The following is a 22989-nucleotide window of genomic DNA, read 5'->3' as shown; positions in this document are numbered from 1 at the left end:
TATTTGCAGAACAACGAACTGAAAATTAAGCATAAAAATACAGTACCTCATATTGAAATATAAGTATCGAATATTTCTATTATGATTTATTTATCCAGAATAATTTTTAATTAATACTCCAACCTTAATGCTATTGACAATAGATAACTAAATGAGCGACAGCCCAGGTGTATAAATATTGAACTGTCACAAATGAATTAATTATCTAGTAAGAAAGGTATCACTGAAGTATTAAAGGTGTCTGGCTTTTCTACAAACATAAAATGGTTACCCCCATCCTGCTCTTCGAATACAACCAATTTCGAACCAGAGACTTGTTGTTGCATCCATTGATGAGATTGCCATGGATGTAGACTGGCTCTACCTGTAATAAACAATGTGTCAGGTTTCAGTTTACCCATGACATCTCTGAAGTCCTGACAAATGTTATTTAAATATAATCGGCTTGCCGCAAAACCTGGAATATCCATACACTCAAGTAAAAACTGTTTCTGACTTTCAGAGGCATATTTTGTCGTCATTGCATTAATGATATTCATTCCTATTTCTTCAGGCTCTGAAGTGATAAATTGGTTGGTAAGTTGATGTACTCCTTCTGCTGAATAGATAGCACCCAAATTCATCTTTTCATTTTCATCCCATTCTGGGTTAACTAATAAAACTGGTGGTTCATCAATGACCACTAGCTTAGACACTCTTTCAGCCCCAAAAAGGTCGATATAATTGTAAACGATGGCAGCTCCTAGTGAGTGAGCGATAAAATGGGCTGAGTCAGCATTTAAATGGGCCAGTAAATCCTCTAAGTCTTTTGCGAAGCGGCTTACCCGATAACCGTGATCTGGCTTTTGGGACTTCCCGTGACCACGCTTATCCAAGCTCACAACTGTAAAGTACTTGCTGAATTCTTTTATCTGAAAGCGAAATAGTTCTGCGCTAAACCCTCCTCCCGGTAACAGAATTAAAAGAGGTCCTCTACCTGCTTGCAGGTAATGCAGTTTAACTTGATCATTGGTATAAAAATATTTTGATTGCACTTCTGACACTATATCTTTCCTCTTATCGAGCATACGCTTAAAAATATCGCTATCATTACTCTAACAATAGCCTTTCATTGCTTGGCCTGGAGGGCAAAACTCTGAATGATGGTGGTGATGCTTATTATGATGATGGTTATGATGGTGATATCCATCATCGTGGCCATCAGAGACGCCTATAGCAAATGGAGCTGGATAGATTGTGCATCCACCAAGAAACACGCCAAGTATTACTATTAACACAAGTTTTCTCATAGATTCTCGCTAATACCTTATCGAAACTCTTAAATAAAATTGTCTAGATTGATTCTTGCTAAAACAGTAGATACCTTGTTCTCAAGTCTACCTTTATTTTTTCATCTATATTTTATTAAGCATTAATTAATCGAAGGATTGAATACTGCGGTAACATAAAGATTTGTCTGTTCATTAACAGACAATTCCGTGTCAATATAAATAAAGTTGTTTAAAAATTTTGCTATATGCTTATTTTAAAGATCACCATACTGAATATAGCACTCTCAATTACCGTCTACGGTTTTATAAAATTATAAAACTTGTGATTTATAATTTTGTTGTTAGAACATTTCCGAATTACACTAAGTACATATGGAAGTGTAGGTAAAATTAACATTGGATCATAAGTAAAGGATTGAGTAGATGATCTCTATGACTACAAAAAAACCAGTATTGAAATGGTTGATGCTAACATACATTTTTATTTTTATTTTCTCTGCCATCGCTCCGATATCTCGTGCTGTATGGTTAGCCGAAATACTGCCTGCATTGGGAATATTGGTACTCATTGGAATCATTTCTCGCCGATTCCAATTCTCAAATACTGCTTACGTGCTCATGTTTATCTGGTTGGCACTGCACACTATAGGTTCAAAGTATACCTTTGCGGAAGTCCCATTTGATTGGTTTAACAACATGATTGGCTCAGAAAGAAATAACTTTGACCGAGTCGCTCACTATTCCATTGGCCTGTATGCCTATCCAATTGCCGAGTATTTAATTCGCAGAAATCTAGCTAGCGTAAAACTGTCTCTGTTATTTGCTCTATTCGCAATTATGTCGTTAGCCGCAGCGTATGAAATTATCGAATGGTGGTATGCCGCACTTGCCGGTGGAGACGAAGGAATTGCATTTTTGGGTTCACAAGGAGACATTTGGGATGCGCAAAAAGACATGTTAATGGATACGTTGGGAGCGTTAACTGGGCTAGTTTTATTGGTATTTCAGCGTGGACTTTTAAGCAAATAGCTCCACAAATATGGAGCTATTTAAAACGCAACGAACTATTCACAGGTGAGCGTATAAACATGATCTGTCAGTTTGTGGCCACCGATTTCATAACATTCAGGCACTACCTTAGACAAATTAAAGCCGCATTTTGTCAGCACTTTCTCTGAAGTAACATTGCCCTTTGTCACCAACGCAGAAAATGATCCAACATTTAATTCTTTCTGTGCCCAATCGATAACCGACTTTAAGCTTTCTGATGCGTATCCTCGCCCCATAAAATTCGGTAGAAAAAGATACCCAACTTCCGCGTGATCATTGCTCAACTTAAACCCAGTAATTCCAACTACGTGACCTGTTTCAATTTCTTCTACAACCAAGCTTAACCACCCCTGATGATATCTGTGCCAAATTGGCAGACGTGATTCAAATTGCTCCTTAATCTCAGCTTCAGATGGCTCATCCCAACACCATTTAATCACTTGCGGGTCTGTTTTTAATCGCTTAAACAGCTCCCAATCCCCACGATCAATTTGTCTCATAAATAAACGGCTGCTTTTTATAAACATAGCTATCATAACTCCTTGATATGTAGTTATATACAAACTATATAAGCTCAGCTAAAAGTGCAACTTTCGCTCAACAGCTGCTGTATTAGAAATTAAAGATCTTTTGAGGTGATTTTTTGTAGCTGTATTGTCGCTTATTTCTACAAGGACGTGTTAATTTCGTGTGGTCATCTACACGCCCTAACATAATCTCCTTATTACTTGTATGCTTGAGTGCCTATTCGCTACGCTCATCTTAACCTTCTCCTAAACTCCCTTAGGGATGGAAGAGCGGTTCCTATTATACCGCCTTACTTTTATAGCCACGGCACAACCATATTAAATACAGAAATCTAAACCAGCGTCGCTCCTTTAAATGAGCCAATCGGAGCAATGCTGTCCAGCTGATTTAAGGTCTCTTGGCTTAGCCTAATTTCTAGCGCTTCGAGATTCTCATCAATTCGTGAAGTTTTCCTACTACCTGGGATTGGAACAATGTTTTCACCTTGTGCAACCAACCACGCTAACGCTAGCTGCGCCGGTGAAACATTCAATTCCTCAGCTATGTCTTTAATTTTTTCTAAACGCTGTAAGTTACTAATAAAGTTCTCCCCTTGCATTTTGGGGTTGTTATTACGAAAATCACCTTCCGCTAGCTCTTTGACTTGGCCAGTTAAAAAACCCGCTCCAAGTGGAGACCAAGCAACAAGTGCCGCTCCAATACTCTTTACTGCAGGTAGAATCTCCGTTTCTGCTTCCCTCCGGAATAATGAATATTCATATTGAACTGCCGCAATCGAATGCACTTGGTTCGCGCGAAGAACGTCATCTGCCGTAACATTAGAAAGCCCTAGCTGTCTTACCTTGCCATCAGAAACGGCTTCAGACATTACCGAAACAGTCTCTTCTAATGGGATGTTTGGATCGAGATAATGAGCATAGAGGAGATCGATTTGCTCTACCCCTAACCGTATAAGACTATTGTCGATTGCTCTTTTCACGTACTCCTTTGAACCATTTATAGTCAGTGGAAAGCCCCAACCTGTGTCGAGCTGACTTCCTTTTATCCCCTCTTCAAACACAATTCCAAATTTAGTCGCCACATAAGGTTTTTTGTCGGCTTTCAAAATAGCCTGATTGACCAACTCTTCATTGTGGCCAGCCCCATAGGCATCAGCAGTATCAATCATCATATTGCTATTAATGGCATGAACTAAGGTATCGACTGCAGCAGCATCTTCACTCGGTCCGTAGTAACCTTCTAATACCATTGCACCATAGCCAATTTGCTTGATTTTATCTTTTTCGGTCGAAAACATAGGCTCTCCAACAATTCATACTAATTAGTAAAAGTAGGGTCTGTAAGTAAATCCTTAAACTTACATTCAAGCATGAAATGACCGGATTGCAATTCGACCAAATATCGAAATATCGAAATATCGAAATATCGTTAGTTCAATTTAATCAAACCATCTTTCTCCATAGGCACTGCTATAGTCTGGCGTCGCTATAATTTCTGCTAAGTCGGTAGTGGGAACTAGTGGGCCAACAACCGTCTTGTACGGCATATAGCCTGCCCAAACTGGCAGGTCCAGATCTTCTTTATCATCACTGACTTCGTTATTGCTAATTTTCACTGAAGCTTCGCTAATTGGGATTGTCAGTAAAGTCGTTGCGGCCAGTTCTTTGTCACTGCTTAGCCTAACCTGATTAGTTCTACCTGGTGCGATGTGTTCTATAAAATGATTGAGCAGACGATCTTTATCATTTTTGTTCGCGACCTCTTCGAAACTACCAAACACCACCGCAGAACGATAATGTGCACTATGATGAAACGCTGAACGTGCTAGCACCCAACCATCAAATAAAGTAAACGTCAGACAAGTCTGCCCTCCCTTTTTCAGCTTACGCATCAATCGGCTGTTGTTCGCGCCATGGATATACACATCATTGTCGATTCTCCAAGCCAACATAGGAATTACAATAGGACCTGACTCTTCTTGAATCGCTATGTGGGCTATCAAGCTTTCATCAATGATTGAGTAAAGCTTTTCAATATCATCAACCGCTTTGTGCTGCGCTTTTTTTATTTTGCTTCTATTAGTACTTGATAGCATCGTGAGTCCTTATTTTGTGTGTCTAAATTGCAATCTAGCAATCAATTGGTACTTTTGTTAGAACCACTTTTGACAAATATAAAGATCCAGTTATGAGTTTAATCGACATCGGTGATTTGCAGTTACCTAATCAAAAAGCAGCAAAACACACACTTCTTTTTCAGGCTATTCGAGCAAAAATTGTTGACCAACTCTGGCCTAAAGGTGGCAAACTGCCTTCGACAAGGAAGCTTGCTCATGAAATGGCACTAAGTCGAAACACAGTGACAAGTGCCTACGAGCAATTGATGGCCGAGGGATACATTGAAAGCCGCCAAGGTTCTGGATTTTATGTATGTGTTGAACTCCCTGAAGCCTATTTGCCTTCTTCGCACAATCCAGATTCAAGCGCACCGTTGATAGAAACAAAATCACGGGATGAACCGTTTGCTTCAGGTATTCCCGACTTCACTCAGTTCCCGATGAAAAAGTGGCAACGAATATTGCAGCGCTATTCGGCAAGATTACAGTTGATGGGCTCTCAAGATATCCAAGGCAGTATCGAGCTTCGCCGCGCGTTATCAGATTACTTAGCCACCAGCCGGAGTGTTAAGTGCAATGCAAACCGAATTATAATTACTAGCGGTGCTCAACAGGCTCTTTCTATTGTTTTGATGGCCACACTCAATCATTCGGACTCCATCTTAATGGAACAACCCGGGTATACACAAATGAGCAAGATCGTAGACCTTCTCGGGCTCAACCTTATTTCTGTTCCCGTTGAACCATTTACCGGACTCGATATCAACTTTGTAAAGCAAAGAAGCGCCAAAGCTCTGTACATTACGCCAAGCAATCAATACCCATTAGGAACGACGTTAGATACCAAGCAACGTTTGAGTTTGATTGAATGGGCTGTAAGTGGAAATAGGTGGATCATAGAAGATGATTACGACAGCGAGTTTCAATATGCTCACCGCCCCTATACCAGTTTGCAGGGTTTAGCAGGTCAAATGGGTAGAGATGAGAATATCATTTACGTTGGCTCGTTTAGCAAGGTCATGTTCAATAGTCTCAGACTCGGCTATCTTGTCGTACCCAATGCGTTAGTGGATAAGTGCTTAACCATCAAGGACGCCATGACAGGTGATTCACCCGCCCACGTTCAGTCGGCTTTGGCGGATTTCATTCAGGAAGGGGATTTGATAAGACACATTCGAAAAATGCGTCGCCTCTACAAGCTCAAATACCAAGCTATGTTAGATGCAATAGAAGTTAACTTTTCCAATCAAGTCGAGGTGATCAGCCAAGCTGCGGGCATGCACGTTACTATTAAATGGCGACACGGTATCGATGAGCAACTCTGGGTCAATCGAGCGTATCAAGTTGGAATCAATATACGCCCAATGAGCTACTACGAGCATCAAACGAATAAACGTCGAAACTGGAATGGTGTGATATTGGGTTTTGGTAACGTGGCACTTGATGACATCCCTGAAAAAATCGCAGCACTTGCGAAGTTGTTCCGCCAGTAAATGTTGCCAGCTATTTATTCTTCCAACGACAAGCCAACAACATTTTTGTAATTTTTATTCGAAAATTAATGTAAATCAATTACAGAAAATTATGTTAAAAGCATAATCAAAATCTCTGCCAAACTTAACTTGGCATAAATAAAAATTATCTAAACTATGGTTAGAATAACGCCAAAGTAGGTAATTATGTTACACATTCAAAAAATTACTACATGCCGATGACGGACTAGTAATAGGGAGATAGAGAATGTTTGCAGATCCAATTAGAAAATGCAGCAACACATCTTTACGCATTAAAAACCTTTTAGACAACAACCCGTTAAGTTTTTTAATTAGCTCAGCAATGGCTGGAGCTTACGTTGGATTAGGCGTCATTTTGATCTTTACTCTAGGGAACCTTGTTGACCCTTCAATGCGCTATCTAGTCATGGGAACTACCTTTGGGGTTGCATTAACATTAGTGATCATTGCTGGCTCTGAGTTGTTTACCGGTCATGCACTTTACTTCACTCTAGGCGCGAAAACTGGACAGGTAAGTTGGAGTGATGCAGCTAGAGTCCTGCCTTCTACTTGGATTGGCAACCTGCTAGGTTCCGTCATTATCGCAATTTTGTTTATGAGTACTGGCGGGGGAAAACTGTTACCAGATGCCACCAGCCTGCTTCATCAAACAGCCTTGGCTAAATCCACTACCCCAGCGATGGCGTTATTTTTCAAAGGAATGCTATGTAACTGGTTGGTTTGTCTGGCTATATGGATGTGTCAGCGCGAAACAGGTGCCAGCAAGTTTATTGCTATTTGGTGGTGCTTACTTGCTTTTATCGCCAGTGGATATGAGCACTCCATAGCGAATATGACCATTTTCGCCCTGTCTTGGTTTGGGGAATCCACTCAAGCATTTACTCTATCAGGCGCAGCACACAATTTACTTTGGGTAACTCTGGGCAACTTTGTGTCGGGTTCAGTATTTGTCGGTCTTGGATATTGGTACGCGACGCCAAAAGAAGAACGCCCCAAAGTTCATGCTGATGAAAGCAGCAAGCTAACGTTAACAACGCGCACCAGCTCATAGAAACTAATCAATATTTTGTATATTTAAAAAGAGGATGACTACTTTCACTCAATAGCCATCCTCTTCTGATATATGGCTCTTCTCCGTTATGAAGTATGGATATAACGCGCAATCTGCCATGAGATTCAAGTCACATCTTCTTGGTATATTTGTAATACAATACCACCAAAATAACAAAAACTCTTATACCCCTGTAAACCAAGGAGAAAAAATGTTGGCTCGAACTACAAAACTCTCGGCAATTGTTTCAGTACTGGCACTATCGGCAACCTCATTGGCATACGCAAACACGACTACTCCTGCAAACCAAGCAGCCGTGAATGTAAAAAACACAGCGCAAAGCGTCTACTTAAATCCCAGTAAACCACCATCAAGCAACTTTGACCTTGACCAGTGGAAGTTAAACTTACCTGTTTCTGGCAACTATTATTTTAATGTCGACAATGACCCTAGTTCGGCGGAAATTTTACCTGAATACATGAAGGACTATCCAAGCATTACCCCTCTCAACGAAGGCTTTGAGGATAGCAATTATTTTTACACCGCTACCGATGGCAGTATGGCCTTTAGAGTTCAGCTGAACGATCCAAACGTAGCTGAAACCACCAACACGAAATACGCACGTTCTGAGCTTAGGGAGCTGTATAACTGGCAACCTGGCGACGACACATCAACGGCTAACTGGACACCTACTGGAAGCAATATCTTAACTGCGACCGTAAAAGTCAGTGAATATTACCCACAGACGCCAAAAGTCGTTATTGGACAAATTCATGCCAAAGATTCAACCAAAGCGTTGGTCAAACTAGAATGGCAAGGGCCTGACAAGCCACTTAAGGCCATCATCAATGAAAGCCCTACTGATGGCAATCCTTTCAGCCTAGAGTTCAACAATGTTGGTCCTGTAGGCACTAACAAATTCAGCTACAAGATCGCTTTGGTCAACGATACCGTTTCGATTACTGTCGACTACGGAACGACTTCAGAAACCCAATCGGTGACATTTGGCAAAGACAACATGAGCGCTGACTGGGAAAACCAAGTTTACTACTTTAAAGCCGGAGATTATGCGCAAGTACAACCCGGTACAGATGTAGACGGGACGTTTGTTGTCAATATCTACTCCCTATCCGTAGAACACAGCTCGTAAATAACTTGAACTGACTAGGGCGCACACGTTGACAAATACTCATCGAAGTGCCCTAGTTGTCGGTGGAAAATACAGATAATTGAACTCCGACATAAGATCATTTTTTACATACTTAGAAGGTATTTAAGGGAGCCGCCCAAAAAGGAAATGATCCGCTCCAGTAACGTTCACGCTTTAGCCTGCCCCTGCGCTTGTTTTTTTAATTCAGTAGGATGGATATTACGTTTTTTTATTGTTTATCTAGGTCCTATCTTCAAGTCTCTGCCCTAAAATACCAAGCGGAAGCGAATTTATATACGAACTTTAACACTAACCCATTGATAACCCGATTAATTGTATATTATGTTTTTTTCAAGGACTAGAGAACCACATGCCAGACTTGAAGTGCTATGCATTAACTTGGAATACCGCGAATATAAACCCACCTAAAGAGCCAGCGGAAGAGCTAGCAAAACATATCAATTCACACAAACCTCACCTTATTTTCATTAGCTTGCAAGAGCATGAACGTTCTTGGTCTCATGAGTTTTACTCTGAACGCATTCGTAAAAGGTTAAAATATCTATCACCAAAGCGCAGAAGATTTGGTTATTCAACCATCGTTTCGGAACAGTTTTCAGTATGTACTAAACCTAATGCGTTCCTAATACCTAGGTACACACACTTTGCAGTTTTAATCCGTGACGATTACAAGCTGATGAGAAGAGCAACTGGGAATAGACGTAGCCTAATTGAAGTACTCAGAAAAGGTTGCGTACGGCATGGATCTTTTTTAGGTATCACAAAAGATACGCGAAACAAAGGAGGACAATATGCCCAGCTACGCGTCGGAACTACACCATTAGTCGCTATTGGTGCCCACTTAGACTCGAACTTACAGAGCAATCGAGCAGAAGAAGTTAGAGCATTGTGTGACGCAGGTTGCCAAGGACTCACCGAGAAACCAACACTGCTCTTTTTAGGTGACCTCAACGAACGCTTAAGTGCTTTTCCTGGGGATAAAGTATTAGAAAGCCAATTAAATGATAGAAGAGCAAAACGTTACGAAGATGCTTTTATTCAAGATAGGGATCCTCTGTCAACTGGCAAAGTGGCTCACTTCGAGGAGAGAGGTATCAAATTTGAACCTTTAAACCAATTTACTTACCGAGAAAACAGAGGTAAAACTGGACAAGTCAAGTATAAAGCCAAACGAGGGGGTAGCCCAGATGCTGGCGCTCTCGACAACATCGGTATCCGTGATCCTGAGAGGCGTATTCAGTCACTTGAACTAAAAGTTCATCAGTTCGAAGATAGTAGTGGCAAACAAATCAGCGATCACAACGCTGTTTCTAGAGTCTTCAATTTTCATTTCGATACCCTGTGACTACACGTTACTCAACTCGGGTTCAATCGGATGGGCACCAGTAAACTGAATCCCGTCTAAATATTATAAGATCTCTTGAAAAGCTATATTAGCTCGAGATCTTTTTCCCATGAGCAATACGCATTGGCGGAGTCAATTCAGCCAAACATGTTCTGGTAAAGCGTATATTGCTTGAAATCGGAAGCAAATAGTATTTTTCCTTGATAGGACTTTCTAAGCGCTTTGATCGTTTCAATTTTGTCGAGTTGACCATCGAAGAAATGAGTCAGTATAGCGACTGTGGGGTTAGCTTTATTAACTAATCGGTCACCAAATGATGGGCGCAGGCATTAGATGGCCGATTAGTTTGTAGCAATTGTTTCGTGTTGGTAATGAGGTGATCTTACAACCTAGCCGTCTTAAATATAATGGCTGCAGTATTAAAGCTTGCAAGCACTTCACAGGTTATGAACGTACCTAGACCCCATTTTTCAATTCTTGCAATATACTGTTCAACAGTACATACATCTCCGTAAGGCACGTGAACCTGAGGGTCGTTACGGAAATCAACGATATCTTTAATCGGTACTGTCAATCCTTGCGCTCTTTCAGCTAAGTGATAAAAAATCTCAATAGGATCATCTGGCTCACTAGAAATAAATATGATAGTACTCAAAAGCTCACCAACGCAGTGCCGAATGAGGTTTATTAGCCACCAACGCGGCCAGAACTTGCCCTTGTTACCGATATGAAAGTCCGGATTCTTGAGCTTAATGGCCAAGGGGATCATCATGGTACTAAAAGCAAAAGAACCCACCACATCTAAAGTAATCCCTAATCTAGCCACGGTGTCTAACCCCCCTTCTAATAAATTGTGCGTGGTAAACCATAGACATCGAGCAAGGTTTATCGTCGCATGAATGTTGGCAAGTACACACATACTAATTTCGGTAATCTGGGCAATATTCGACTCCCACTCTGAATCTAAATAAGCGACTAGCAGTTCCGCTTCTGCTATTTTCCGGTGTTGATCGGCGTACCAAAGGCAATTAAATATATGAGTGATGGCATTGCCATACCATCCCATCGCTAGACCAAACGCATCATAATCAATGCCGTCACTGGTGAGTACTGGGCGCTCTACCGAGACCGAATCACGTTGCTCGGGCATCGGAATGCTTGGAACTGTGGTATCCGTTTCTCCAGTCGTCTTGCGTTGGAAAACCCAGTAAAACACACCGAAAATCATCCCACTGAGTTCAGACAAACTGGTATGTATAGAGAGATCGATATCAAATAACCCAACGAAAGCTGTCACGTAAGGAATTTGGATTTTAATGAATGATTGACTCCAAGCCGAATGGGCCGCTTCATGTACCATGGTTATGACGTCTATCAATAGATCAAACGTCCATTCTATTCCTTCATAAACGCTGTCTTTGATATCATCCAGTATGGATAGGGCAATATCAGGCCAATGTTCGAATCCATCTCCAAGATTTAAAATGCTGTCAATAATATTTGCAATAACATCATCAGCTGAAAGTAACTCTTTATAGGCACCAGTCAACACTTTCTCTACGACAGCTGTTGGATCATAGTCTAAGTCTTCAAACAATATCGGGCTGCTTACTTCAATTGCCTTATCCACAAACGATTCGACCGCTTTGACTATCCAAGTGAATATTTTCAAAAAATCCTGCACAAATGGGTCGTTCATGATGCCATTCATAATCCATGATATGCCTTGGTTCATGATATTAACTACTTTCTCTCCAACACCATCACATGGACCTTGGTAGTCCGTGAATCGTGTGCTATTCGACATACGTGTTGTGACCAAATTCTGCAGCTTTTTGACATCATTGACAGCCTCGCCGGAAAGCTGATAGGCGTAATCGCCTAAATCTGTCATCATCGTTTGCGCTGAGCTGATACAACGTTTAACTTGTGGCAGATGAACGAGTAAGTCAACAATGGTGAAAATGACGTTAAAAACTTGATCAAGTGGACAAATTTTCACGTACACTATTGACATTAAATCAACGATTTGCTCTGCCGAAGTTATCACCCCATCGATGGCATCAAGCGCTTCATCCAACTCATAGATCCCTAAAGAGTGCAAAAAATCTTCAGTGATTTCAAACGACGCTTTCGTTGCATCTATAGTCAACTTTATCGCTGCAGCTCCAGTTAAAAGATCCTGCACATTCGAAATAACATGAGTAATATCACAAATCCATTTTAATGCCTTGTTCCAAAAACCCGTGAATTTTTGCTCAGATACACTGCCCGAGGCAATCACAAGGGCACCGTTCTCATCAAACGTAAAACTGGTGGCACTATTACTAGACGAAGTCGCCGCCAATTTCGCTGAATCAACAATATGCAAGGTCATTAACGGATCAATTCCCCCCTCATCCGCAGAATACAACCCTGATTGAACCGAGTCAGCGTCTTCAGTTGGGCTTGTTAAGTTAATAATAGCCGAGGCAAGAGCGGCATTGATGTTTTGAATGGAAGTGTAGCAATCTGCGCCAGAAGCTTTAGCTTCTGGCGTAAACTCAAGATTTTGTTTTGTCGCTTCCGTTTTTATCGTCGTAACATTGTTGTAGGCTGTATCATTTAAACGAGCGGTTGATTCTTCAGCAAGATTAATGTCAAACCAAGGCGAGGTGATACCTGCACCACTTGGGTCTTGAAGTAAAGCCGCATCGCTGCCAGCTTCTAAGGTGCTCACATCAATGATTCGAGCCGAAATCCGGCAAGCCAAACCTTGCTCTTCAGCCAATATACTGATACAGAACGAGCCGTCACATTGCGTGTCCTTGATCAGCGCAGATTTGGTTCGACTGATGTTATAAGCTCGACCATCATTCACAATCACTCTCATAGGAGCAAAACCACGAATTTCTAGGTATTGGTCTTCAGTCAGTACCACATTAGAACCATAACTATTAGTCGGCGTGATCTTGGCGCTATAACACTGTTTTTCTTTCTGTGATGCTTCTAACCCCATGGCTAAAGTAATGGGTGAAGTGACCCACGATTTTTCAACCATTTTGTTATGAACGGATACGACTTTGAATTTCTTCGTGTAGATATCCTTCTTCATTGCCAGGTATTCGGCTGATTCATTGAATCGAGGTGTACACTGAATATTGGAGAAATTATTTCCCATAAAAAAGCCACAGTATTCAGAGCTTCCATCAGCGTTTCCACCACTAAAAATCATGGAACACTCTAACTGCGGAACTTTGCCGTACTTATTGAAGTTATAGGGTTCGTTGCTTGTAGAGCTAAAATACGCACTGAATACGGACGCAGTGTAAGGAGTAGAGAGGCTTTCTTCCACTTTTTGCCTAAACATCTGCAGATTCCCATCAACATCTCGAGCAAAAAAGGTAAAATGGCCATATTTACTGAACCCACCCGTCAGTTCTTGTGGATTTGAAACATTCTTCAGTATATCTGGGGTATAAATACGGCGATGGCCAATCAACGCGCCATCGTTTTTATCAAACGCCAATAAGGCCACATAGGTTTTGTCTTCTATTGTTCGGCATATTGCTATCTTGATGATGGCTTCCGTTTCAACTTCATTTTCTGTATCAGCGTAGAGCCAAGCGGGTGTGGTTGCAATGTCATAGCAATTGCATATCTGTCTTAAACGTACACCAATGTAGTTAAGGTCTATGCCCTTCGGCTCAACTAAATAAGCTTTATCTAACGACCTAGCTACAAAACTGACGCTCGTTTCATTAAATGTCGTGGAACCTTCTGGTCCATTAGCTTTTACAGTGTATAAATAAGAAGATCGCGGTTCATCATAAGGTCCTGCAATATTGAACGTATATTCTCCAACATCATCAACACCAACATGAGTCAACGATGGTTTATAATCATTACGATTAACAGTAGACGTATAACAACGGTATGTTGAAATCTGATGCCAACCGCTGATGGTAATAATATAGGTAAAAGATACCCCATCTGGGCATAAAACCAGAAATGTTTGGCCGTTAATATCGGTGTAAGTATCCACTTTTACCATTCGACCGTATATTTGGTTTGCTTCAGCGAGAGGTATGATCGTCCAGTCAGAGATAGAGTAGTCGTCCCCTTTTAAACTCGGGGTCGCAGACATCCAACGAACACACAAATAATTTTCGTTCTGTTTATTTGAAGATCCTCCAACAAAAAATGCTTGAACGCCCAACATTTTTCCAGTGCTGGCATCAATACGGTTATGCAGCGGGTGATGTAAGCTTTTTATATGCAACTCCGCTCCATCTTCTTGTGTCAATCCAGCTTTGAATTTGGAATATGGTATAAAAGAGCGAGAGTAATTCCCGCCATAATTGTCATTATCTTCGTCAGAATTGACCTCATTGTTGTGGGTAAGAATTTCTAGACCAAAGCTTGAGGATTTACTGTCGTTCTCATAGGTGAGTTTGGCAAACTCCATCCCTCCGTAATTGCAATCAGTATCGATAAAAGTCTCTTCAGTGGGGTTTGTAGACTCTAAATTACTTTGGACTCGTAACTGTCCGTAATTAAAGCCTTCAAATGCTGCAATTTGGGTATAAGTATTGTCTGAGGAGCTGGGAACATAAGGTTCATAGTTAGTGTCAGAGACTATTTTAGTGTAGAACTCAGTGCCATAGGCCAATCGATAGGCGGTCACTTCCCCTTGAATATCCGCCGAGGTGATACCGAAGTCACTTGGGTTACTTGCGAAGTCGTTATTGAGCATGCCCCAAGCACTGGGCATCATTCCGCTATTGACCAACGCCCCCAAAGCGGCAAACTGGCCACTTTTGACTAAAAATGTTCGACGAGAAATTAAAGCGTCAAAACATGACAGCTCTTTTTTCTTTAACGATTTACTCTTAAGTACTTTATCCATAGTTATACAGAGCTTATTGCGTAAACTCAGTAAAAAGTGTCCGTTTCTATCATTACAAGCCATTGTCATTTATCCTTAAAATTAAAGGGGACCGATCCCAAAAAAAGGCAAACAGAATATACAAAGAAAATTAAATTAATAAACCAACCAAGATCTCATAATAATAATTAAATTTTTAAACAACTAACCAATAAGAACATTACCTATAAATCTAAAATAGATTCATGTTTCTTTTGTTTTCAATTTTCAAAATCCATTTTTTAAATATCGAATTTTTAATAATTAAATACAATTATAGATTTATTGCGACTTATGTTTATTTTTATACATAGGTAATGATAAGGCTTTAAAATATGCATCTGAGACAATTTTTTACTCAAAAGGCCTAATAAAAATGCATGTTTCTTTTTTCAATTTTCAAAATCTACTTTTTAAATATAGAGTTGTTAACCATTAAATACAGTTATAAATTTCTTGCGACTTATGTTTACTTTTAGATACAGACAGTGATAAGGCTTGAAAATATACATCTGAGACAATATTTTTACTCAAAGGACTCGATGAAAATGCATGTTTCTTTTGTTTTCAATTTTCGAAAGGAACTTTTTAAATATCGAATTGTGAACGATTAAATACAGTTAGACTTTTCCTTCGGCTTATATTATTTTTAGTTAGAGGCAGTGATAAGGCTTGAAAATATACAGCGAAGACAAATTTTTTACTTAAGGGGCCTGATGAAGACACCCAAATGTAATTATTGTTCTGGAAGGTCTGGTAACGCTGAAATGTAAAGGCCAAGCAAGAAGTGTATTCATTGAATACTTAAAAGAATATCAAGAAGTCCGTTTCTAAAGGTTCTTTTAATACAGTGGTGTACTTATGAAGACTATAAATTACAACAAACATTGCTTGATATCGGAAGCAAATAGTATTTTTCCTTGATAGTACTTTCTAAGCACTTTGATCGTTTCAATTTTATCGAATTGACCATTGAGGAAATGAGTCAGTAGAGCGACTGTGGGGTTAGCTTTATTAACTAATCGGTCACCAAATGATGGGTGTAGGCATTTGATGGCCGACTAGTTTTTACAAGTACTCAAATTTTGAGGACAGCAGTTCTTTTTCGGGGAACTTACATCATTGCCGACTTAGCCATCAGAGCTATAGTATTGATACCGACAAGCGCTTCACAGGTCAAAAACACGGGTAGTCTCGTTTTTATAATCTGTGATTCAAGTTTGTCGACTTGTTCCATAGTTAGCATGGTCATGTTAGGGTCGTTAAAATAATCGGTCAAATCTTTAATCGGTACTGTTAACCCTTGCGCTTTTTCAGCAAGATGAAAACAAATCTCGGCAGGATCGTCTGGTCCACTAGCAAAATATAAGATTGAGCCCAGCAGTTCCACTACGCAGTGTCGAGTGAGATTTACAGTCCACCAGCGTCTCCAGAATTTGTCCTTATTACCGATGTGAAAATCTGGATTTTTAAGCTTTTTCTTAAGGGGAATCATAAAAAGACTAAAGAAAAAAGAGCCAGCACAATCTAAACCGACCCCTAACTGAGCTATGGTGTCTAGCCCTCCTTCTAATTCATTGTGTATGGTAAACCATAAACATCGAGCTAAGTTTATCGTCGCATGAATGTTCGCAAGTATACACATACTAACATCGGTAATCTGGGAAATATTAGACTTCCACTCACTTTTTACTACGCTCTCAAGTAAATCCCCCGCAGCCAAAAGTTTCCGGTGTTGATCGGCGTACCAGAGGCCGTTAAATATATGACTGATGGTATTGCCATACCACCCCATCGCTAACGCAAATGCATCATAATCAATGCCGTCACTGGTAAGTACTGGACGCTCTACTGCAACCGAATCACGTTGCTCGGGCATCGGAATGCTTGGAACTGTAGTATCCGTTTCTCCAGTCAACTTGCGTTGGAAAGACCAGTAAAACACACCGAAAACCATCCCACTGAAGTCAGACAAACTGGTATGTATGGAGAGATCGATACCAAATAACTTGACGTAAGCGGTCACAATGGGAATTTGGATTTTAATGAATGATTGACTCCAAGCGGAATGCGCCGCTTCATACAACATGGTCATGACGTCGATCAACAACTCGAACGTCCAATCAATTCCTTCATAAATGCTATCTTTGATATCATCCAGTATAGATAAAGCAATATCAGGAAAATGCTCGATATCGGCACCAAAGTTTAAAATAGTATCAATAATTTTTGCCAACACGTCGTCGCTCGACAGCAACATTGAATAGGAGGACGTCAACACTTTCTCTGTAACAGCTGTTGGGTCATAGTCTAAGTCTTCAAACAGTATCGGACTGGTTATTTCGAGTGTCTTATCTACGAGCCATTCGACCGCTTTGACTATCCAAGTGAATATTTTCAAAAACTCTTGCACGAACGGGCAATTCATGATCGAGTTCATGATCCTTTGCATGGTTTCATCAAGGAAATGAATAATATCCGCGCCAACCCCATCACAAGGACCTTGATAGTCCGTGAATTGCACATTTTTCGGTAAATGCGTTGTGACCAAATTCTGCAGCTTTTTGACATTATTGACCGACTCGCTTGAAAGCTGATAGGCGTAATCGCCTAAATCTTTCATCATCGTTTGCGCGGAGTTGATACAACGTTTAACTTGTGGCAGGTGAACAAGTAAGTCAATAATGGTGAGAATGACGCTAAGCAATTGATCAAGTGGACAGATCCTTACGTACACCATCGACATTAAATCAACGAGTTGCTCTGCAGACGTTATCACCCCATCGATGACATCAAGCGCATCATCCAATTCATCGATCCCTAAAGAGTGCAAAAACTCTTCAGTGATTTCAAACGACGCTTTCGTTGCATCTATAGCCAACTTTATCTGCCCTGCTCCAGGAATAAAAATAGTCGCCACATTCTTGATAACATGAATAATATCACAAGTCCATTTTAGTGCTTTGTCCCAAAAACCAGTGAGTTTTTGCTCAGATACACTGCCCGAGGAAATCACAAGGGCACCGTTCTCATCAAACGTAAAACTAGTAGCACTATTACTAGATGGAATTGCCGCCAATTTCGCTGAGTCAACAATATGCAAGGTCATTAACGGATCAATCAACCCCTCATTCGCAGAATACAACCCTGATTGAACCGAGTCAGCGTCTTCAGTTGGGCTTGTTAAGTTAATAAGAGCTGAGGCAAGAGCGGCATTGATGTTTTGAATTGAAGTGTAGCAATCTGCGCCAGAAGCTTTCGCCTCTGGCGTAAACTCAAGATTTTGTTTGGTCGCTTCCGTTTTTATCGTCGTAACATTGTTGTACTCCTTATCGTTTAAACGAGCGGTTGATTCTTCAGCAAGATTAATGTCAAACCAAGGTGAGGTGATACCCGCACCACTTGGGTCTTGAAGTAAAGCCGCATCGCTGCCAGTTTCTAAGGTGCTCACATCAATGATTCGAGCCGAAATCCGACAAGCCAAACCTTGCTCTTCAGCCAATATACTGATACAGAACGAGCCATCACATTGCGTGTCCTTGATCAGAGCGGATTTGGTTCGACTGATGTTATAGGCTCGACCATCATTCACAATCACTCTCATGGGAGCAAAACCACGAATTTCTAGGTATTGGTCATCAGTCAGTGCCACATTGGAACCATAGCCACTGGTCGGCATGATCTTGGCGCTATAGCACTCTTTTTCTTTTTGAGATGCTGTTAATCCCATGGCTAAAGTAATGGGTGAAGTGACCCACGTTTTTTCAACCATTTTGTTATGAACGGATACGACTTTGAATTTCTTCGTGTAGGTATCCTTCTTCATTGCCATGTATTCGGCTGATTCATTGAATCGAGGTGTACACTGAATGCTGGAGAAATTATTTCCCATAAAAAAGCCACAATATTCAGAGCTTCCATCAGCGCTTCCACCATTAAAAGTCATGGAACACTCTAACTGCGGAACTTTGCCGTACTTATTGAAGTTATAGGGTTCGTTGCTTGCAGAGCAAAAATACGCACTGAATACGGACGCAGTGTAAGGAGTGGAGAGGCTTTCTTCCGCTTTTTGCCTAAACATCTGCAGATTCCCATCAGCATCTCGAGCAAAAAAGGTAAAATGGCCATATTTACTGAACCCACCCGTCAGTTCTTGTGGGTATGAAATATTGTTCAGTATATCTGGGGTATAAACGCGGCGATGGCCAATCAACGCCCCATCGTTTTTATCAAACGCCAATAAGGCCACATAGGTTCTGTCTTCTGTTGTTCGGCATATTGCTATCTTGATAATGGCTTCCGTTTCAACTTCATTTTCTGTATCGGCGTAAAGCCAAACGGGTGTGGTCGCAATTTCATAGCAATTGTGTATCTGTTTTAAATTTTTACCAATGTAGTTAAGATCTATGCCCTTCGGCTCAATTAAATGGGACTTATTGAAACTCCTAGAAATAAAACTGACGTTCGTTTCGTTGAATGACGCTGAATCCTCCATTCCATTATCTTGCGCAGTAAATAAGTAAGATGATCGCGGTTCATCATAAGGTATTACAATATTGAACGTATATTCACCATTGTCATCGACACCGACATGTGTTAGAGACGCCTTTTCATCTTTATAATTTATTACACCTGTGTAGCAACGGTACGTGGAGAGCTGATGCCAACCACTGATGGTAATAATATAGGTGAAGTCTCCCTTCTCAGGGCATAAAGCCAAAAATGTTTGGCCGTTAATATCAGTGTAAGTATCCACTTTTATCATTCTACCACTCGTACTGCTTACATCAGCGAGCGGTATAATTGTCCAGTCGGAGATTGAGTAGTCGTCCCCTTTTAAACTTGGGGTTGCAGACATCCAACGAATACACAAATAGTTTTCGTTAATTTTCGTTGAAAGCCCCCCACCGACATAAAAAGCTTGCACACCCAACATTTTTCCAGTGCTGGCATCAATTCGGTTGTGCAAAGGGTGATGTAAGCTTTTTATATGCAGCTCTGCTCCCTCTTCTTTTTTTGACAACCCGTATTTAAATTCGGAATACGGTATAAAAGAACGAGAGTAAGCCCCACCATAATTATCGTCATCTTCGTCAGAATTGACCTCATTGTTCTGGGTAAGAATTTCTAGTCCCCAAGTTGAGGATTTGCTGTCATCCTCATAGGTGAGTTTGGCAAACTCCATCCCTCCATAATTGCAATCGGTATCGATAAAAGTCTCTTCAGTGGGGCTTGTAGACTCTAAATTACTTTGGACTCGTAACTGTCCGTAATTAAAGCCTTCAAATGCTGCAATTTGGGTATAAGTATTGTCTGAGGAGCTGGGAACATAAGGTTCATAGTTACTATCAGAGACTATTTTAGTGTAGAGCTCGGTGCCATAGGCCAATCGATAGGCGGTCACTTCCCCTTGAATATCCGCTGAGGTGATACCAAAGTCACTTGGGTTACTTGCGAAGTCGTTATTCAGCATGCCCCAAGCACTGGGCATCATTCCGCTATTGACCAACGCACCCAAAGCGGCAAACTGGCCACTTTTGACTAAAAACGTTCGACGAGAAATTAAAGCGTCAAAACATGACAGCTCTTTTTTCTTTAACGATTTACTCTTAAGTGCTTTATCCATGGTTTTACAGAGCTTATTGCGTAAACTCAGTAAAAAGTGTCCGTTTCTATCATTACAAGCCATTGTCATTTATCCTTAAAAAAACCAAAAGGGATCGGTCCCAAAAAAACAAAAAAAATATATATATAAAATAAAATCAATAAATCAACGAAGATCTCATTATCAAAAATTAAAACTTCAAAGCAACAACCAAACCAATGGGAACATTACCTATAAATTGTAAATAAAAGTTACAGGTATTATTTACCATCAAACAAATAATATTTATAACGATTATCGTTTAGCTACAAAAAAGAACCTATTAATAAATAAAATAGAAAATCAATTAACAAATAATAAAAATATATCAATCAAATCTTTATTCATGAGTTCACTTATGTGGGGGGCTACTAGGGCAGCACTTTCTTCTTTGCTGTAACACTTAAAACAGCAAAAAGTAACATAAACATAATCGTGGTAAGGAAAGAAGAATTAGGTCGTGGCACTATCTCATCTAATGCAATTTAGGATGGCATGATTATCGGACAAATTTAGATCTTTTTAACTTATTGTAAATAAATAAATATTTTCATTGTTTTCAATTTTCAAAAGCTACTTTTTAAATATCGGATTGTGAACCATTGAATAAAATTATAGCTTTCTTACCACTTATATTGTTTTTAGATAGTAACAGTGATGAGTCATGAAAGCATGCAGCGAAGACAAATTCCTTTACTCAAGGTGCCTGATGAAGATGTCCAAATCTGATTATTGATCTAGAAGGTGCGGTAGCGCAGGAATTTAAAGGCCAAGAAAGAAGTGTACTCATTGAATACTTAAACGAATACAGAGAAATCCGTTTCTAAAGGTTCTTTTAATAAAGTGGTGTACTAATGAAGACTATAAATTACAATAAACTTACATTAATCCTTGTCATTGGAGTTGTTATATGGGTTATTCCTCACCCTGAAGCAATCAACTCAACCACATGGCATCTGTTTTCGATATTTATTACAACAATATTGTTGCTTATATTACAACCTATTCCAATCGGTGTATCGGCTATTTTAGCGCTGACCGTTATGCTTGCTACTAAGACACTTAACGAAAGCCAAGCATTTAGCGGATTATCTCATCCAGTAGTGTGGTTGGTTGCTTCGGCATTTTTTATATCAAGAAGTGTTGTCAAAACTCAGTTGGGTACAAGGATTGGCTACTACTTTATGTCTAAGTTTAATAGAAGCTCTCTCGGGTTAAGCTATGGTTTTGCGTTGACCGACCTTATTCTTGCCTTTGTTATTCCCTCTAGTACCGTAAGGTGTGGTGGAATTGTCTACCCACTGTTGTCTTCAGTATCGAGAAATTTCGGAAGTTCTCCAGAGCAAAAAACGGAGAAGTTACTCGGTTCGTACTTAATTAAGTGTGCTTATCAGGTGACTTCAATAACAAGTGCAATGTTTATTACAGCGATGGCTGTAAACCCTCTCATTGTTAAATTAGCATCAAACAATCAAGTGGAACTTAGTTGGGGAGATTGGGCTTTAGCCGCGTCAGTACCAGGTATATTGTCCTTAGTCATTATTCCATGGGTAATATATAAAATTTCTCCACCAGAGGTTAAAGATACGAGTAAGGCTAAAGATCTCGCCATAGAGAAATTGCATGAAATGGGCAAGTTATCGAAAAATGAATGGATTGTGACGACTACGTTTGCAATCCTTATTTTGCTATGGACAGCTGGCCATGCATATTTAGGTGTTGGAATAACCACAACGGGATTTATTGGATTAGCGATTTTATTGTTAACACAAGTGTTGACTTGGGAAGATGTGTTAAAAGAAAAAGCCGCTTGGGAAACTATTGTGTGGATCTCAACGATCATAACGATGGCTGATTTTCTTTACTCAGAAGGTTTATTTGAATGGATAGCTCGACTTGTAGAGTATAGCCCAATAGATTTACTCTCTTGGCCAGAGGCATTTGGCTTGTTGGTTTTGGTATACATATTTTCCCACTATTTATTCGCTAGTATTACGGCTCATATAACCGCTTTTTATATCCCGTTTCTTGCAATAGCTATACATATGGGAACGCCACCAGCATTAGCCGCATTTTCTTTTGGTATAGCAAGCAGCTTAATGGGAGGACTTACCCATTATGCAGCTGGACCAGCACCTATATTATATGGCTCAGGATATGTATCAGTTAAATCTTGGTGGAGCGTAGGGCTTGTTGCTGTGATTGTGAATATCATAATATGGTTCAGTGTAGGTGTTATGTGGTGGAAAGTATTAAATCTTTGGTAATATCTACGTTCATAAATTCTTACCCAAAATTGGATCATGACTCCAAATCGTTGATATGGTCCAACCCAACACAAATCATTTATAACTGTCGTGATGCACAGAAAACTACCTAAGTTGCCATACAAA

13 protein-coding genes are annotated in these 22989 nt (G+C 40.2%); 6 read left to right on the top strand and 7 right to left on the bottom strand.

Features of this window, described 5'->3' with window-relative positions; all coding sequences use genetic code 11:
- Positions 1-197 precede the first annotated feature (197 nt).
- Together ACM2FC_RS02080 and ACM2FC_RS02075 are read right to left on the bottom strand one after the other, a co-directional pair.
- Positions 198-1043 carry an alpha/beta fold hydrolase gene (locus tag ACM2FC_RS02080; RefSeq protein WP_498479164.1) on the bottom strand — a complete coding sequence of 282 codons (846 nt, stop codon included), beginning with the start codon at positions 1041-1043 and terminating at the stop codon, positions 198-200.
- Between the two features lie 51 nt (positions 1044-1094).
- Positions 1095-1277 carry a hypothetical protein gene (locus ACM2FC_RS02075; RefSeq protein WP_498479163.1) on the bottom strand — a complete coding sequence of 61 codons (183 nt, stop codon included), beginning with the start codon at positions 1275-1277 and terminating at the stop codon, positions 1095-1097.
- Between the two features lie 426 nt (positions 1278-1703).
- Between ACM2FC_RS02075 and ACM2FC_RS02070 the strand changes: the two genes are divergently transcribed.
- Entirely contained in the window at positions 1704-2300 is a 597-nt protein-coding gene (locus ACM2FC_RS02070) for a DUF2238 domain-containing protein (RefSeq protein WP_498479162.1), read from the top strand.
- Between the two features lie 35 nt (positions 2301-2335).
- On the opposite strand, the gene ACM2FC_RS02065 is transcribed toward ACM2FC_RS02070, so the two are convergent.
- The 3 genes from ACM2FC_RS02065 to ACM2FC_RS02055 all read right to left on the bottom strand — a co-directional run bounded on the left by ACM2FC_RS02065 (position 2336) and on the right by ACM2FC_RS02055 (position 4944).
- Positions 2336-2821: a GNAT family N-acetyltransferase gene (locus ACM2FC_RS02065; protein WP_498479161.1), complete on the bottom strand. Its 486-nt coding sequence runs from the start codon at positions 2819-2821 to the stop codon at positions 2336-2338.
- A gap of 359 nt (positions 2822-3180) precedes the next feature.
- A complete protein-coding gene (locus ACM2FC_RS02060) occupies positions 3181-4146 on the bottom strand; it encodes an aldo/keto reductase (protein WP_498479160.1) in 966 nt (321 codons plus the stop codon).
- Between the two features lie 141 nt (positions 4147-4287).
- Positions 4288-4944 (bottom strand): pyridoxamine 5'-phosphate oxidase family protein, encoded by a 657-nt coding sequence (locus ACM2FC_RS02055; protein ID WP_498479159.1) that lies wholly within the window; start codon positions 4942-4944, stop codon positions 4288-4290.
- 92 nt (positions 4945-5036) lie between these two features.
- Here ACM2FC_RS02055 and pdxR point away from each other — a divergent pair, with 92 nt between their 5' ends.
- From pdxR to ACM2FC_RS02035, 4 genes are all read left to right on the top strand, one after another.
- Entirely contained in the window at positions 5037-6458 is a 1422-nt protein-coding gene (pdxR, locus tag ACM2FC_RS02050; RefSeq protein WP_498479158.1) for a MocR-like pyridoxine biosynthesis transcription factor PdxR, read from the top strand.
- Between the two features lie 247 nt (positions 6459-6705).
- On the top strand, positions 6706-7530 hold the full coding sequence (gene nirC, locus ACM2FC_RS02045) for a nitrite transporter NirC (RefSeq protein WP_498479157.1): 825 nt from the start codon (positions 6706-6708) through the stop codon (positions 7528-7530).
- A 211-nt stretch (positions 7531-7741) separates the two neighbouring features.
- On the top strand, positions 7742-8680 hold the full coding sequence (locus tag ACM2FC_RS02040) for a polysaccharide lyase family 7 protein (RefSeq protein ID WP_498479156.1): 939 nt from the start codon (positions 7742-7744) through the stop codon (positions 8678-8680).
- Between the two features lie 370 nt (positions 8681-9050).
- Positions 9051-10046 carry an exonuclease/endonuclease/phosphatase family protein gene (locus ACM2FC_RS02035; RefSeq protein WP_498479155.1) on the top strand — a complete coding sequence of 332 codons (996 nt, stop codon included), beginning with the start codon at positions 9051-9053 and terminating at the stop codon, positions 10044-10046.
- Positions 10047-10428: 382 nt separating this feature from the next.
- On the opposite strand, the gene ACM2FC_RS02030 is transcribed toward ACM2FC_RS02035, so the two are convergent.
- Both ACM2FC_RS02030 and ACM2FC_RS02025 read right to left on the bottom strand, forming a co-directional pair.
- Positions 10429-14997 carry a hypothetical protein gene (locus ACM2FC_RS02030; RefSeq protein ID WP_498479154.1) on the bottom strand — a complete coding sequence of 1523 codons (4569 nt, stop codon included), beginning with the start codon at positions 14995-14997 and terminating at the stop codon, positions 10429-10431.
- Positions 14998-16066: 1069 nt separating this feature from the next.
- A complete protein-coding gene (locus ACM2FC_RS02025) occupies positions 16067-20641 on the bottom strand; it encodes a hypothetical protein (RefSeq protein WP_498479153.1) in 4575 nt (1524 codons plus the stop codon).
- A gap of 809 nt (positions 20642-21450) precedes the next feature.
- Between ACM2FC_RS02025 and ACM2FC_RS02020 the strand changes: the two genes are divergently transcribed.
- Positions 21451-22863 (top strand): DASS family sodium-coupled anion symporter, encoded by a 1413-nt coding sequence (locus ACM2FC_RS02020; RefSeq protein ID WP_498479152.1) that lies wholly within the window; start codon positions 21451-21453, stop codon positions 22861-22863.
- Positions 22864-22989 lie beyond the last annotated feature (126 nt).

The organism is Vibrio sp. A37, assembly GCF_059777565.1.
Note: the sequence above shows the minus strand (reverse complement) of the source record. Positions and strands in the feature narration are given on the sequence as shown.

Coding starts and splice junctions, on each gene's coding strand:
- ACM2FC_RS02070 (WP_498479162.1), top strand. CDS start 1,704: ATGACTACAAAAAAACCAGTATTGAAATGGTTGATGCTAACATACATT.
- ACM2FC_RS02065 (WP_498479161.1), bottom strand. CDS start 2,821: ATGAGACAAATTGATCGTGGGGATTGGGAGCTGTTTAAGCGATTAAAA.
- pdxR (WP_498479158.1), top strand. CDS start 5,037: ATGAGTTTAATCGACATCGGTGATTTGCAGTTACCTAATCAAAAAGCA.
- nirC (WP_498479157.1), top strand. CDS start 6,706: ATGTTTGCAGATCCAATTAGAAAATGCAGCAACACATCTTTACGCATT.
- ACM2FC_RS02030 (WP_498479154.1), bottom strand. CDS start 14,997: ATGGCTTGTAATGATAGAAACGGACACTTTTTACTGAGTTTACGCAAT.
- ACM2FC_RS02055 (WP_498479159.1), bottom strand. CDS start 4,944: ATGCTATCAAGTACTAATAGAAGCAAAATAAAAAAAGCGCAGCACAAA.
- ACM2FC_RS02040 (WP_498479156.1), top strand. CDS start 7,742: ATGTTGGCTCGAACTACAAAACTCTCGGCAATTGTTTCAGTACTGGCA.
- ACM2FC_RS02060 (WP_498479160.1), bottom strand. CDS start 4,146: ATGTTTTCGACCGAAAAAGATAAAATCAAGCAAATTGGCTATGGTGCA.
- ACM2FC_RS02035 (WP_498479155.1), top strand. CDS start 9,051: ATGCCAGACTTGAAGTGCTATGCATTAACTTGGAATACCGCGAATATA.
- ACM2FC_RS02025 (WP_498479153.1), bottom strand. CDS start 20,641: ATGGCTTGTAATGATAGAAACGGACACTTTTTACTGAGTTTACGCAAT.
- ACM2FC_RS02020 (WP_498479152.1), top strand. CDS start 21,451: ATGAAGACTATAAATTACAATAAACTTACATTAATCCTTGTCATTGGA.